Genomic DNA, 14,635 nt, shown 5'->3' with positions numbered 1-14,635 from the left:
GGGAGTCGTTCGACTCCCACGGGTTTTTATGTATCTGGACTACGGGTTATGTGCCAGGTGCTCCGGCTGCAGAACGCGCTTGGCGCTCAGATAGGCTTTCTGCCAATACGCTTTCGACAGGCTGTCCAGCTTCACCGTACCGCCGGTGGCCGGGGCATGCACGAAGCGCCCTTCCCCGACGTAGATTCCCGCATGACTGACCTGAGAGCCGCCATTGGTGGCGAAGAAGATCAGGTCGCCGGTTTGCAGCCCTTCCTTGCCGACATTCGGCGCCTGCATGACGATCATCTCGCGGGTCGAACGCGGCAGGCTGATGCCGGCGGCATCACGGTAGACGAAACCGATCAGACCGCTGCAATCGAAGCCCGAATCCGGCGTGTTGCCACCCCAGCGATAAGGCGTGCCCACCAGCCCGAGCGCGCGAAACAGTACGTCTTCGGCAGCGGGTGAAAAAGCCTGGGAGGATCCGAACACGATCGGAGCGCGAACCACCGGTGCAGGCGGCGGAGTGCGGCTGGCGCAGGCGCTGAGCAGCGCAGCGAAGAACATCAAGGCAAAGCGGGCCGACATCGTCATATGCAGAACATCCTGATCTGGCTGAGGCTTTGACTGCCGATTCGACAGAAAACAAAACCGCCTGCGGTGGAACGCAGGCGGTTTGCCATCAATATAGATCAGGATTCTAGCGGCTACGCGGCAAACTTCAAGTAAGACTTTAACTTCACCTTGTAAAGTTTAGGCCTATTGCCTCTGAAAGGCCTTTTTGTCGCCACGAGCGTGGCGACAAATGCGTGGTTACTTGCGAGCGGTAACCACGGTTGGAGCGTTCGCCAAAGCGCGCTTGGCTTCGATGAAGGTCTTGCTCCAGTAGCTGTCGCCCAGGCTGTCGATGCGAACACCGCCGCTGCGACGAGAGCTGGAGTGGATGAACTGGTTGTCGCCCAGGTAGATCCCGGCGTGGCTTACACGACCGCGACGACCATTGGTGGCGAAGAACAGCAGGTCGCCCGGCTCGAGGTTGCTGCGCGAAACCAGTGGCGCATCAACGTTAATCATTTCGCGGGTGGAGCGCGGCAGGTTCATGCCGGCTTCTTCGCGGAACAGGTAGCCGATGAAACCGCTGCAATCAAAACCGGCTTCAGAGGTACCGCCGAAACGGTAACGGGTACCGATCAGGGACATGCCGCGTTCGAGGATGCTGTCGGCCAGAACCGGAAGCTGGTAAGGCTTCTTGCCGTTGAAGTCGGCGAGTTCTTTTTCGGTGTCCAGCTCTTCCTGGTAAATAACGGAAGACTGGGCGGTGGCGGAATTTTTAGCCTGTTGTTGCTGCTCTTGATTAACAGGTGAATGAGCAGCGCAACCGAACAACAGAGTGACGAGTGCGAGAGGCACGAGGGGTGCGAAGCGCTTTAGCATGGGCACGACCGTGGCTGATAGTTGTAAAGAAGCCGAGACTATGCCCGCTATCAGCCTCATTTGCAAATTCAATCGATCTTTTTGTGACTTCCCGGTTTCTCGTTAACATCTAAGCGCTTAAGCCTATTTGAATCGAGACGCAGCCTGCGCAACGCACTGGAAAGCGGGTTTTCTGGCGCCTGAAATATGCCGAAACCGGCTGAAAGCCCCGGTTTTACCAGCCCAGGGTTTCTTTCAGGAAGGGAATGGTCAGCTTGCGCTGAGCCTGCAAAGAGGCCTGATCGAGCTGTTCCAGCAGATCGAAAAGCGCGCTCATGCTGCGGGTACCGCGAGTCAGAATAAAATGCCCGACCTCGTCGGTCAGGTGCAGACCACGACGGGATGCGCGCAATTGCAGGGCACGCAATTTGTCTTCATCGGAGAGAGGACGCATCTGGAAAATCAGCGCCAGGGTCAGGCGCGATTTCAGGTCGGCAAGCTTGATCGGCAGTTCACGCGGCGAGGTCGAGGCGGCGATCAGCAAGCGGCGACCGCTGTCACGCAGACGGTTGAACAGATGAAACATCGCCTCTTCCCAGTCCGCCTTGCCGGCAATCACCTGCAAGTCGTCCAGGCAGACCAGTTCGTACTGTTCGAGGTTGTCGAGAATTTCGATGCCGCGATCCATCAACTCGGCCAGCGGCAGGTACACCGCCGGCTCGCCCATCTGTTCGAAGCGCAGGCACGCGGCCTGCAACAGATGCGTACGCCCCACCCCGTGCTTGCCCCACAGATAGATCAGGCTTTCGGTCCAGCCGGCGTCGGCTTCGCATAGACGCTCGACATAGCCGAGTGCAGCGGCATTGGCGCCTGGGTAGTAGTTGATGAAGGTGGCGTCGTCACGCAGACGCACACCTAGGGGCAGCTGAATCGGTTTCATGCTGACTGAACAGTTCCCAAGGAACCGTTAGTGGCCTCTGTGTAAAGTGAGCGAAGTTTATACCCGTGAAGCGGAGCGCACAATGCGACAGACCCCAAGCAAAATCAAAGGTTTGCGTTAACGTGCTGGTTTTATGACAGTTTCTTTGGCGCCATGGCCTGCATGAGACGGGCCAACCCGGCAATCCACCGGGCGGCCCGCACGTCACGATTACAACTCCGGCTCATCCGCCCCGCTATAGATGTCCGAATCCTTGTACAGATCGTGGACATGCCGCACCAGCACCATGATCACCGCCGCCACCGGCAATGCCAGCAGCACACCAGTGAAGCCGAACAGCTCGCCACCGGCCAGAATCGCAAAGATCACCGCCACCGGGTGCAGGCCGATCCGGTCCCCCACCAGCAAGGGCGTCAGCACCATGCCTTCCAGGGCCTGACCGACCATGAACACCGCCACGATGCCGATCATTGGATACAGATCGCCACCGAACTGGAACAACCCGGCAATCAACGCCGCACCGATACCGATCACGAACCCCATGTACGGAACAATCGCCGCCAGCCCCGCGATCAGACCGATCAACAGACCCAGCTCCAGCCCGACAATCATCAGGCCCGCCGCATAAATCACGCCCAGCGCCAGCATCACCAGCAACTGCCCGCGCACGAACGCGCCCAGCACTTCATGGCACTCACCCGCCAGCGCCACCACACGCTCTTCGCGATCACGGGGCAGCAGGCCACGGATCTTGGCCATCATCACGTCCCAGTCACGCAGCAGGTAAAAGCTCACCACCGGGATCAGCACCAGATTTGCCAGCCAGCCGATCAGCGCCAGACTTGACGCCGTCGCCTGACTCAGCACCACACCGACGATGTCGGTGGTCTGACCCATGTGTTCGCTGATCGCGGCCTTGACCTTGTCGAACTTCCAGAAGCCGTCCGACAACCCCAGTTTCGATTGCGCCCATGGCACAGCAGTGTGCTGCAACCAGTCGAGCATTTGCGGCGCCAGTTCGTACAGCCGCAGCAATTGCCTGGCGAGCATCGGCACCAGCACCAGCAACAACGCGGTGACGATCAGGGTGAACAGGGCGAACACCGCAATCACACCCCAGGTGCGCGACAGCCCCAGACGCTCCAGACGATCGACGAGCGGATCGAACAGATAGGCGAGCAACAGCGCCACCAGGAACGGCGTGAGAATCGGATGCAGCAACCAGACAAACGCGCAAAGCAGGAGCACCCCACCGAGCCAGAACCAACGCCGCGTATCGGCCATGTAACACTCCATTGCTTATATATAAGAAAGAAAACCTACCAGCGGAACCGCAACGACGGCGCCGCCGGTGTCGGCGTCGGCGCAACGACTGGCGGCGTCCCGGCGACCGCAGGTTGCGGCGCAGCCACCGGAGCGGGCGCCTCGGCCGGCAGTTCCTGCAACTTCGCCAGCGACAACTGCGCTCGCAACTGATCGGCGCTGCCATTGACCCGATACAGAATGCGATCGGCATCGACACTCTGCAGACGCACGCCAAACGGTTCGAGTAACCGCAACAGCGCCGCGTAGTGCTCCAGATTCATGCCCTGCACTTCCAGGGTCTGCTGGCCGGACGCACCCGGCTTGGCTACAAAGCGTGGCGCCAACCGTTCAGTCACCGCCAGCATCACTGCATCGGCCACGGCGGCCTGATCCGCGCCCTGCACATTGCCCGCCTCTTTTTTGTCGCCGAGCCACAACTGCCATTTGGCTTGCCATTGCCCGCCTTCTTCGCGGGCATGCACGGCGAGCAAAGCGTCTGCGTTGTAGCGTTCGGAAGCGTTGCGCAATGGCGCCGGGTCAGCCCCCTCAAGCGCGGGTGCCGTGGCAACCAATTGCTCGCTCAAGTCCGCCAGCGGCAGGCGCAACGGCAACCCACGGTGCTGAGCGGCGCGACGCAAAGGCGCGGCACTGGCCTGACCGTCGCCGACCAGGCTCGAGCCCTCGGTCGAATCATTCAGCCACCAGCTCAGGATCGAGGGCCGGTTGGCACCCCACAGCGCCAGTCCGGCACGGCGCAACGCCTGCTCGGTGGTTCCCGGATCGAAATCGACTTTCAGCACTTCCGGCGGCCCGGCATCGAAACCGAACTGGCTCATGATCTGCTGTGGATCCTTGCGAACCGGCGCCAGCCCCGGGTTCTGCGGGGCCTTCGGGTCGCCGGTCAGGCGCAGCACCAGCGTATCCAGCGCGGCCTGGGTGGCACGATCACGTTCCTCTGGCGACTGGCCAGTGACCGGTTCGCGCACCTGATAAAGACTTTTGAGATTTTCGGCCTGACTCGCCAGGCTGATCAGAGACAAGCCACCCACTAACAGCAATTTACAAAAACGCATGGAGAATTCCCGTCGACAAGAGCGGCTGGAACAGGCCGCGTGAACCGTTCTGCAAGCCTGTGACCACAGGCCGTCGCAAAACATTCACAAGCGGTCGGTAAGTTTTCGCACAGTCCTAACGATAGACGGTTCCTTATACAGGCACCCGTGATGTCACCCACAGTGTCAATTGCAAAATTTTTCCACCGATATGCCCCTGCCCGTCGGCGTGAGGATGGCCGCTGCCCCTCAAGCCTGATAAAATCGCGCGCCTTCGCAGACCGGCAACAGCCGGGCACCCCGAACTTCGCGTGAGGCAATCGCCCCTGTCGGATTCGGCGTTCCCGCTGAACTCGGTCGTTACCCCTGAATCCCCTCCCCTAAAGGCCTGGATCATGAGCAAGCAACCCTCCCTGAGCTACAAGGACGCCGGTGTAGACATCGACGCCGGTGAAGCATTGGTCGAACGCATCAAGAGCGTCGCCAAGCGCACTGCGCGCCCGGAAGTCATGGGCGGCCTGGGCGGTTTCGGCGCCCTCTGCGAGATCCCGGCCGGTTACAAACAACCGGTGCTGGTTTCCGGTACTGACGGCGTCGGCACCAAGCTGCGCCTGGCGCTGAACCTGAACAAGCACGACAGCATCGGCCAGGATCTGGTCGCCATGTGCGTCAACGATCTGGTGGTGTGCGGCGCCGAGCCGCTGTTCTTCCTCGACTACTACGCCACCGGCAAGCTGAACGTCGACGTGGCCGCCACCGTGGTTACCGGTATCGGTGCAGGCTGCGAACTGGCTGGCTGCTCGCTGGTTGGCGGCGAAACCGCTGAAATGCCTGGCATGTACGAAGGCGAAGACTACGATCTGGCCGGCTTCTGCGTCGGCGTCGTGGAAAAAGCCGAAATCATCGACGGCTCGAAAGTCGCGACCGGTGATGCCCTGATCGCCCTGCCATCGTCCGGCCCGCACTCCAACGGCTACTCGCTGATCCGCAAGATCATCGAAGTGTCCGGTGCCGACATCGAAACCGTTCAGCTCGACGGCAAGCCGCTGACCGAACTGCTGATGGCCCCGACCCGCATCTACGTGAAGCCGCTGCTCAAGCTGATCAAGGAAACCGGCGCGGTCAAAGCCATGGCCCACATCACCGGTGGCGGTCTGCTCGACAACATCCCGCGCGTCCTGCCAAAAGGCGCTCAGGCCGTGGTTGACGTGGCCAGCTGGAACCGCCCGGCTGTCTTCGACTGGCTGCAAGAGAAAGGCAACGTCGACGAAACCGAAATGCACCGCGTGCTGAACTGCGGCGTGGGCATGGTGATCTGCGTGGCTCAAGAACACGTTGAAGTTGCCCTGAACACCCTGCGTGACGCCGGCGAGCAGCCTTGGGTCATCGGTCAGATCGCCGACGCTGCCGAAGGCGCGGCTCAGGTCGAACTGAAGAACCTCAAGGCTCACTGATGCCAAACACCTGTGATGTCGTGGTGCTGTTGTCCGGCACCGGCAGTAACTTGCAGGCCCTGATCGACAGCACGCGGACCGGCGACAGCCCGGTCCGCATCGCTGCGGTGATTTCCAACCGCGCCGACGCCTACGGCCTGCAACGCGCCAGTGACGCGGGTATCGCCACCCGCTCGCTGGATCACAAGGGATTCGAGGGCCGCGAGGCCTTCGATACCGCTCTGATCGAACTGATCGACGAATTCAACCCCAAACTCGTGGTACTGGCCGGCTTCATGCGCATTCTCAGCGCTGACTTCGTCCGTCACTACCAGGGTCGCCTGCTCAACATCCACCCGTCGCTGCTCCCCAAATACAAAGGGTTACACACGCATCAGCGCGCGCTGGAGGCCGGCGATGCCGAACACGGCTGCTCCGTGCACTTCGTCACCGAGGAACTCGATGGCGGACCACTGGTCGTACAGGCAGTAATACCGGTAGAGTTGCACGATTCGCCGCAAAGTCTGGCGCAACGGGTTCACATGCAGGAACACCTGATCTACCCGATGGCCGTACGCTGGTTCGCCGAAGGACGGCTGAGCCTCGGCGAGCAAGGTGCTTTACTGGATGGCCAGTTACTCGGGGCCAGCGGTCACTTGATTCGAAACTAGGAGATTTTATGCGTCGCGCCCTGCTCTTCGCTTGCGCTCTGCTCGCCCTGCCTTTCGCCCAGGCGGCAGACCTTCAACCGTTCTCCGCCAGCTACACAGCCGACTGGAAGCAACTGCCCATGAGCGGCACCGCTTCACGCAGCCTCACCAAGGAAGCCAACGGCGTCTGGAAGCTCAGCTTCAAGGCGTCGATGATGATTGCCAGCCTGTCCGAGGAAAGCACGATGACACTGGACAAGGACACCCTGCTGCCACAGTCCTACCACTTCGAACGCGGTGGCCTGGGCAAAGCGAAAAAAGCTGACCTGGACTTCGACTGGGCCAACAAGCTGGTGACCGGCACCGACCGCGGCGATGCGGTGAAAATCCCGCTCAACCGCGGCATGGTCGACAAATCCACCTATCAGCTGGCGCTGCAGCATGATGTGGCTGCCGGCAAGAAAAGCATGAGCTATCAGGTCGTCGATGATGGCGAAGTCGATACCTACGACTTCCGCGTGCTGGGTTCGGAAAAAGTCGAAACCAAGGCCGGCCAGATCGATGCGATCAAGGTCGAACGCGTCCGCGATCCGACACAAAGCAAACGCATCACTGTCCTGTGGTTCGCCAAGGACTGGGATTACCTGCTGGTTCGCCTGCAACAGGTCGAAACCGACGGCAAGGAGTACAACATCATGCTCCTCGACGGCACGGTCAACGGCAAGACGGTCAAAGGCAGCTGATCCGACGCAACATCAAAAAGCCCCGCAAACGCGGGGCTTTTTTTCGCCTGTCGAACGGTGATCAGACCGAGAACCTGGCCACCATGCTGTTCAGTTCCACCGCCAGCCGCGACAGCTCCTGACTCGCGGCACTGGTCTGATTGGCCCCCGCAGACGTCTGCATCGCCAGATCACGAATATTCATCAGGTTGCGATCCACTTCCCGAGCCACGGCGGCCTGTTCTTCCGACGCACTGGCGATCACCAGGTTGCGCTCATTGATCAAAGTGAACGCCGAAGCGATTTCCTCCAGCGCCACGCCAGCAGCCTTTGCCAGCTCCAGGGTCGAGCGCGCCCGGACGTTGCTCTGCTGCATCGAGCTGACCGCCGAATCGGTGCCCTGCTGGATGCCGCCAATCATCTGCTCGATCTCCTGCGTCGATTGCTGAGTGCGATGGGCCAGCGCCCGCACTTCGTCCGCCACCACCGCAAAACCCCGTCCGGCATCCCCCGCCCGCGCGGCCTCGATTGCCGCGTTCAAGGCCAACAGATTGGTCTGCTCGGCAATCGAGCGGATCACATCCAGCACCTTGCTGATGCTGTAGACCTTCTGCGCCAGATCTTCCACCTGCGCGGCATTGGCAGTGACATCGTCCGCCAGCAGCTCGATGGACGACACTGTCTGCTGCACCTGCTCGCGGCCATGCTGGGCTATGCGATCAGACTCACGGGAAGCCTCTGAAGTGGCGACGGCATTGCTCGCCACCTCTTCCACGGCGGCGGTCATCTGATTGACTGCCGTGGCGGCTTGTTCAATTTCCAGACTCTGCTGGTGCAGTCCTCGCGTCGCGTCCTCGGTGACGCAACTCAACTCTTCCGAGGCCGAAGCCAGTTGACTGGAGGACTCCGAGATGCGGCGGATGGTGTCGCGCAGGTTGTGCTGCATGCTCTTGAGCGCGTGGAGCAGCCGCGCCGGTTCGTCCTTGCCGCAAATGCTGATATCGCCGGTCAGATCGCCACTGGCCACCACTTGCGCGACGTCGAGCGATTGCGACAGCGGCAGCACGATGCTGCGGGTCAGCAACAACGCCAGCGCGATGGTAATCAGCGCGGTGATGCCGATCATCATCCCGACCCACACCCGCGAGTTGGTGAACACCAGCCGTGCGGCCTCAGTGGCGAGATTGGCGTTGTGTTTGTTCAGTTCCACCAGCTCCCGCAGGGTCACTGCAATATCATCCGCCAGCGGGCTCATCTGCCCGTTGAGAATGGCGGCCGCCTCCTCCACTCGTCCCTGAGCGGATAACGTCATCACCTGCGCCTGAAGCTCCAGGTATTTGTGTTCGGCGACCTTGAAGCGCTCGAACAGTTCGCGCTCTTTGGGCAGCACGATCAGGATGTCGTAACGCTGCTGGGCTTCGCTCAGCACACCGCGCAAATCGTTGAGCTTGGCCACATTCTGATCCAGCGCCTGCGGATCGCGATTGAGCAACAGGCGCATGGTCAGCGCGCGCAGGCGCAGCATGTCCTGGCTCATCTCGCCCACCGCCATCACGCTGGGCAACCAGTTATTGTCGACCTCGTCGGATTGCGCGCGCATGTTCGACATCTGCAACAGGGCGAACGCGCCAAGGGCAAACACCATCAGCGCCAGCACCCCAAAACCCAGGCCGGCCCGGGGCGCAATATTGAGACTACGGATACTCATTGCTCTGGTTCCTTCCAAAAGCGCTGCATCAACCCTGCAGCTGGTTGCTCTAGAAGGTATCGGCCCTTTGAAAAAATGCGTAAGACCAAAACGTGATATCAAATAGCCTTGATACTCCGAACCATCGGCATTAACGATTCAGCGCGGATTTGCCGGACTTGAGCGCTGTTCGCGGCAAGATCGCCAGGAAGTTGTCTCGCGCGACTTTTTTTGCCACCGCCTCCGGCAAGGCGTCGAGAAACGGCTTGAAGCCGTGGATTTCCTTGCCGAGTTTGTTGAATCGCCCGACCACATCCGAACCGATCATGAAGCGATCCGGATAACGCTCCACCAGTTGCACCCATTCCGCTCGCGGCTGACCCTTTTCGTCCAGCAGATAAGGCGTCAGCAGGCTCCACGACAAATCGATGAACAGGTTCGGGTACGCCTCCAGCATTCGCGCAAGGGTCGGCAGCAAAAAATCCAGCTGCGTCTGATGACGATGGATTTCGGCACTGGTACCGGCATGCGCCCAGATGAACCGGGTGTGCGGATGATTGCGCAGCGGCTCTTCGATTTCCTTCAGGTACAGCGGATTTTTCTCACGCTTGGAGGTGATGTTGGAATGCAGCATCACCGGCAGATCGTTTTCGGCGGCCAGGTGATAGACGCGGGTCATGGCTTCGTTGTTGGCACGTGGCGTGTCGCCGGAGGTCAGCGCCGTAAGGTCGTCGTGACGGGTGAAGACTTCGCCGATGCCCTGCCACAAGCCGGGATACAGATCGAGCATGCGCTGGATGTGCGCGGCGGAGTTCTTGTCGTTGGGGTTGAAGCCTGAAAGAAACGGGTGAAAATACTGGCGCTGCTCCGGCGTGAGCTTCTGCACCGCGTCGGCGACGATCACGTCAGTCGCGCTGTACCAATAGGCATCGGCGTCATCGCCTGCGTAATAACGCGGGCGTTTCGGCTCGTCTTCGTGCCATTTCTTCGCCACGGGAATGCCGGAAATCATCACGTGCTCGATGGAGTTTTCCTTCATGGCCGTCAGCAATTTCGGCATGCCGGCGGTTTCCTGGAAAAAATCCACGTAATGCAGGTGCGCATCACTGTAGGTGTAATCCCGGGCACTGGCGGCGCCGGTGAAAACTATCAGGCAGGCAAGGCTCAAACGAAACACGGACACAAGCATTCTCCGGCAGACAGGCATAGCCTAGACCCTTGTCGGGCGACGAGGGTTCACCCGGCAAGAAAGTGGAACGCGCCTGTGTGGGAATGCTCTATACCTGCAAAGGTCTTTTTTGATCGAATCCCTTTTTCCTACCGCATGCGAGGTTCACATGACCGTTACCGTCAATACCGTGTCCGCCGATGGTTTTCGCCACACCGTACAGATCGATGAGCATGAGCTGTTTGCCGATGTGCCGACGACCGCCGGCGGCGAAGGCTCGGCTCCGGAGCCGCACGATTACTTCGACGCCGCCCTCGGCGCCTGCAAGGCCCTGACCCTGAAGCTGTACGCGAAGAAAAAGGACATCCCGCTGACCGGCGTCGGCGTTGAGGTCAAACGCGACAACAGCCAGGAACAGAAAGGCAAATACGCCCTGCACGTAACCCTCACCCTGAAGGGCGTGCTCACCGATGCCCAGCGCGAAGAACTGCTGCGCGTGGCCGATCGCTGCCCGATCCACAAGCTGATGACCACCAGCGAAGTCACTATCGAGACTCACGCACCCGTCGGCTTCGACAGCCAGTAATCACCCGACGACACCGGCGGGTTATGCTCCACGCATCACCCGCTCAGCCTGGAATGGACCATGGACACCCAACCCCTGATCATCCGCCCGCGCGCCGAAGACGTCGAAGGCCAGCCGATTCTGCGCCCGCTGCCGTCAGCCAAATGCCGCAGCGTCGGGCCTTTCGTGTTTTTCGACCACATGCTCGAAACGGTTTATCCGGCGGGCAAAGGCATGAATATCCGACAGCACCCGCACATCGGTCTCTCGACCCTCACGTACCTGTTCGAAGGACAGATTCAGCACAAGGACAGCCTGGGTTCGGATCAGGTGGTCAGCGCCGGCGATGTCAGCTGGATGACGGCCGGCACGGCGATCGCTCACGTCGAGCGCACGCCCGAACCGCTATGGGATCAGAGCTTCAAGATGCACGGCCTGCAAATCTGGCTCGCCTCACCCAAAGATCACGAACAAGGCCCGGGACATTACAGCCATCACCCGGCCTCGACATTGCCGGTCAGCGATAACCTTGGCGTGCAGATCCGCATGATTGCCGGGTCAGGCTTTTGCCTGGAATCGCCGGTGCCGGTGCTTTCTCCTACGCTCTATGCCGAACTGAAGATGCAGACCGCAACCACGCTGCTGATTCCGACTGAGCATGAGGAACGGGCTTTGTATGTGTTGAGTGGTGATGTGCAGTTGAACGGCGAAGCGGTCGAACCCCACGCGCTTGTGGTATTGCCTACCGGGGAAGAGATGAGTCTGTTCGCCGAGAGCGACAGCCACGCGGTGCTGTTCGGCGGCGCACCACTGGATGGGCCACGGCGGATCAACTGGAACTTTGTTGCGAGCGATCCGGCAGCAATCGATGAGGCGCGGCGCAAGTGGGCGGCCGGTGACTGGCCGACAGTGCCGGGAGAAGTCGAGCGGATAGAGCTGCCGAAATCACGCAGCGAGCCGACACCGCTTTAAACCAGCACTCCCACGCCAGGCGTGGGAGTGTTTTCAACCGAATCAGCCTTTGAACACTTCATCCAGCAAGTCATGCATCGACTTGAACGCCCGCGCTGCGGTCTTCGCGTCGTACATCATCTTGCCCGGCACGTTGGCGTGCGGATCGGTGAACGAGTGCACCGCGCCGCCGTAGCTCAGCAGCTGCCAGTCGACACCGGCGGCGTTCATCTCGTCTTCGAATGCCGGCAACTGCTCTTTCGGCACCAGCGGGTCCGAAGCACCGTGCAGCACCAGCACCGAGCCCTTGATGTTCTTCGCGTCCGCAGGGTTCGGCGAATCCAGCGTGCCGTGGAATGACACCGCCGCTTTCACTGCCGCACCGGTGCGCGCCAGATCCAGCGCACAGCAGCCGCCGAAGCAGAAACCGAACACAGCCAGTTTCGAGGTATCAACCGCCGCCTCGCCCTGTTTCTGCAATTGCTCGAACGCGGCCTGCATACGCTTGCGCAACTGCGCGCGGTCATTCTTCAGCGGCATCATTGCCGCACCGGCCTGATCGGCATTCTGCGGACGCACGGCCTGGCCGTACACGTCAGCGATCAGTACCACATAACCCTTGGCCGCCACCGATTTGGCGATCTCTTCAGCGCCAGCGCTGACACCCATCCAGTTCGGCGCCATCAACAGGCCCGGGCGTGCGCCTGTGTGCTCGGCGTCGAACGCCAGACGACCTTCATATGGCTGGCCGTCAATCTGATAGACCACGGAACGTACAGTGACTTGGCTCATTTCTGACTCCAGAGTGGTTGAACACCAGAATGAAAAAACCCGCCGAAGCGGGTTTTTCTAAAGCTTGATCAAGCAGACAGTTCGACCAGCAGCTTGTTCAGGCGGCTCACGTAAGCGGCCGGGTCTTTCAAGCTGTCGCCAGCCGCCAGGGCGGCCTGGTCGAAGAGGATGTGCGACAAGTCGCTGAAGCGATCGTCGCTGGCCTCGTTGTCGAGCTTCTCGATCAGCGGGTGGCTCGGGTTGAATTCGAAGATGGGCTTCGAATCCGGCACCTTCTGCCCGCTGGCCTCGAGGATCTGACGCATTTGCAGACCCAGGTCCTGCTCACCGATGGCCAGAATGGCCGGCGAGTCGGTCAGGCGATGGGAAACCCGGACTTCGGCAACGGAGTCGCCCAGTGCGGTTTTCAGACGCTCGACCAGACCTTCTTTCGACTTGGCGACTTCTTCTGCGGCCTTCTTGTCCTCTTCCGAGTCCAGGTTGCCCAGGTCCAGGTCACCGCGCGCGACGTCGACAAAGTTCTTGCCGTCGAACTCGCTGAGGTAGCTCATCAGCCACTCGTCGATGCGGTCGGTCAGCAGCAGCACTTCGATGCCTTTCTTGCGGAAGACTTCCAGGTGCGGGCTGTTCTTGACCTGCGCGTAGGTTTCGCCGGTGAGGTAGTAAATCTTGTCCTGACCTTCCTTGGCACGCGCCAGGTACTCGGCCAGACCGACGATCTGCTCGCCATCGGTGCCATTGGTCGATGCGAAACGCAGCAGACCGGCAATTTTTTCCTTGTTGGCGAAATCTTCTGCCGGGCCTTCTTTCATGACCTGACCGAAGTTTTTCCAGAAGCCCTTGTATTGCTCAGGCTCGTTCTTCGCCAGTTTTTCCAGCATGTCAAGCACGCGCTTGGTCAGCGCCGACTTCATCGAGTCGATGATCGGGTCTTTCTGCAGGATTTCCCGCGACACGTTCAGCGACAGGTCGTTGGAGTCGACCACACCCTTGATGAAGCGCAGGTACAGCGGCAGGAACGACTCGGCCTGATCCATTACGAACACGCGCTGTACGTACAGCTTCAGGCCTTTCGGCGCTTCACGCTGGTACAGATCGAACGGTGCGCGGGCCGGCACGTACAGCAGCGAGCTGTATTCGAGCTTGCCTTCGACCTTGTTGTGGCTCCACGACAGCGGATTTTCGAAGTCGTGGGCGATGTGTTTGTAGAACTCCTGGTATTCCTCATCCTTCACTTCAGTGCGAGGACGGGTCCACAGGGCGCTGGCGCGGTTGACGGTTTCCCATTCGGCTTCAGGCTTTTCTTCGCCTTCGGCAGCGGCCACTTCTTTCGGCAGCTCGATCGGCAGCGCGATGTGGTCGGAGTATTTCTTGATGATGTTGCGCAGACGCCAGCCATCGGCGAATTCGTCTTCACCTTTTTTCAGATGCAGGACGATGCGGGTGCCGCGTTCTGGCTTGTCGATGGTGGCGACTTCGAATTCGCCCTCGCCTTTCGACGACCAATGCACGCCTTCGCTGGCAGCGGTGCCGGCGCGACGGCTGTACACGTCAACCTGGTCGGCAACGATGAATGCGGAGTAGAAACCCACACCGAACTGACCGATCAGGTGCGAATCCTTCTTCTGATCGCCGGACAGGTTTTTCATGAAATCGGCGGTGCCGGATTTGGCGATGGTTCCCAGGTGGGTAATCACATCGTCACGGTTCATGCCGATGCCGTTGTCTTCGAGGGTGACGGTCTTGGCGTCCTTGTCGAAGCTCACACGGATTTTCAGTTCAGCGCCACCTTCGAGCAACTCTGGCTTGGCCAGGGCTTCGAAGCGCAATTTGTCGACGGCGTCAGAGGCGTTCGAGATCAATTCGCGAAGGAAGATTTCCTTGTTGGAATACAGCGAATGGATCATGAGGTGCAGCAGCTGCTTCACCTCGGTCTGGAAGCCCAGGGTTTCCTTTTGAGTTTCCACACTCATGG

General features: G+C 60.2%; 14 protein-coding genes. 5 read left to right on the top strand and 9 right to left on the bottom strand.

Annotated features, from left to right (window positions below; translation table 11 throughout):
- Window positions 1-39: 39 nt before the first annotated feature.
- The 5 genes from AC1MDC_RS20315 to AC1MDC_RS20295 all read right to left on the bottom strand — a co-directional run bounded on the left by AC1MDC_RS20315 (window position 40) and on the right by AC1MDC_RS20295 (window position 4,713).
- On the bottom strand, window positions 40-576 hold the full coding sequence (locus AC1MDC_RS20315; protein WP_011333136.1) for a C40 family peptidase: 537 nt from the start codon (window positions 574-576) through the stop codon (window positions 40-42).
- 219 nt (window positions 577-795) lie between these two features.
- On the bottom strand, window positions 796-1,416 hold the full coding sequence (locus AC1MDC_RS20310; RefSeq protein WP_007950397.1) for a C40 family peptidase: 621 nt from the start codon (window positions 1,414-1,416) through the stop codon (window positions 796-798).
- Window positions 1,417-1,630: 214 nt separating this feature from the next.
- Window positions 1,631-2,335 (bottom strand): DnaA regulatory inactivator Hda, encoded by a 705-nt coding sequence (hda, locus tag AC1MDC_RS20305; protein ID WP_007950396.1) that lies wholly within the window; start codon window positions 2,333-2,335, stop codon window positions 1,631-1,633.
- 210 nt (window positions 2,336-2,545) lie between these two features.
- Window positions 2,546-3,619 (bottom strand): AI-2E family transporter, encoded by a 1,074-nt coding sequence (locus AC1MDC_RS20300; protein ID WP_085699340.1) that lies wholly within the window; start codon window positions 3,617-3,619, stop codon window positions 2,546-2,548.
- A 35-nt stretch (window positions 3,620-3,654) separates the two neighbouring features.
- Window positions 3,655-4,713 carry a DUF2066 domain-containing protein gene (locus tag AC1MDC_RS20295; RefSeq protein WP_085699342.1) on the bottom strand — a complete coding sequence of 353 codons (1,059 nt, stop codon included), beginning with the start codon at window positions 4,711-4,713 and terminating at the stop codon, window positions 3,655-3,657.
- Between the two features lie 374 nt (window positions 4,714-5,087).
- Between AC1MDC_RS20295 and purM the strand changes: the two genes are divergently transcribed.
- The 3 genes from purM to AC1MDC_RS20280 are packed head-to-tail and all read left to right on the top strand — an operon-like array spanning window position 5,088 to window position 7,518.
- Window positions 5,088-6,146 carry a phosphoribosylformylglycinamidine cyclo-ligase gene (gene purM, locus AC1MDC_RS20290; protein WP_085699344.1) on the top strand — a complete coding sequence of 353 codons (1,059 nt, stop codon included), beginning with the start codon at window positions 5,088-5,090 and terminating at the stop codon, window positions 6,144-6,146.
- Window positions 6,146-6,796, top strand: coding sequence for a phosphoribosylglycinamide formyltransferase (gene purN, locus AC1MDC_RS20285; protein WP_085699347.1), 651 nt, complete (start codon window positions 6,146-6,148; stop codon window positions 6,794-6,796). The genes purM and purN overlap by 1 nt, the downstream gene beginning before the upstream one ends.
- Window positions 6,797-6,804: 8 nt before the next feature.
- Complete coding sequence (locus AC1MDC_RS20280) at window positions 6,805-7,518, top strand: DUF3108 domain-containing protein (RefSeq protein WP_480393553.1); 714 nt, start codon at window positions 6,805-6,807, stop codon at window positions 7,516-7,518.
- Between the two features lie 61 nt (window positions 7,519-7,579).
- Here AC1MDC_RS20280 and AC1MDC_RS20275 read toward each other — a convergent pair whose 3' ends face one another.
- A complete protein-coding gene (locus tag AC1MDC_RS20275; RefSeq protein WP_480393552.1) occupies window positions 7,580-9,205 on the bottom strand; it encodes a methyl-accepting chemotaxis protein in 1,626 nt (541 codons plus the stop codon).
- Between the two features lie 130 nt (window positions 9,206-9,335).
- Complete coding sequence (locus tag AC1MDC_RS20270) at window positions 9,336-10,373, bottom strand: amidohydrolase family protein (RefSeq protein ID WP_371918975.1); 1,038 nt, start codon at window positions 10,371-10,373, stop codon at window positions 9,336-9,338.
- Between the two features lie 148 nt (window positions 10,374-10,521).
- On the opposite strand from AC1MDC_RS20270, the gene AC1MDC_RS20265 reads away from it, so the two are divergent.
- Together AC1MDC_RS20265 and AC1MDC_RS20260 are read left to right on the top strand one after the other, a co-directional pair.
- A complete protein-coding gene (locus AC1MDC_RS20265) occupies window positions 10,522-10,938 on the top strand; it encodes an OsmC family protein (protein WP_085703371.1) in 417 nt (138 codons plus the stop codon).
- A 60-nt stretch (window positions 10,939-10,998) separates the two neighbouring features.
- The gene (locus AC1MDC_RS20260) at window positions 10,999-11,889 is read left to right on the top strand and encodes a pirin family protein (RefSeq protein WP_085703370.1); all 891 of its coding nucleotides are present in this window, start codon (window positions 10,999-11,001) and stop codon (window positions 11,887-11,889) included.
- Between the two features lie 42 nt (window positions 11,890-11,931).
- On the opposite strand, the gene AC1MDC_RS20255 is transcribed toward AC1MDC_RS20260, so the two are convergent.
- Both AC1MDC_RS20255 and htpG read right to left on the bottom strand, forming a co-directional pair.
- On the bottom strand, window positions 11,932-12,660 hold the full coding sequence (locus AC1MDC_RS20255) for a dienelactone hydrolase family protein (protein ID WP_085703369.1): 729 nt from the start codon (window positions 12,658-12,660) through the stop codon (window positions 11,932-11,934).
- A 68-nt stretch (window positions 12,661-12,728) separates the two neighbouring features.
- Window positions 12,729-14,633: a molecular chaperone HtpG gene (htpG, locus tag AC1MDC_RS20250; protein WP_234204726.1), complete on the bottom strand. Its 1,905-nt coding sequence runs from the start codon at window positions 14,631-14,633 to the stop codon at window positions 12,729-12,731.
- Window positions 14,634-14,635 lie beyond the last annotated feature (2 nt).

The sequence above is a fragment of the Pseudomonas sp. 1 genome, assembly GCF_056626735.1.
This window is presented reverse-complemented; position numbering and strand designations above follow the sequence as displayed.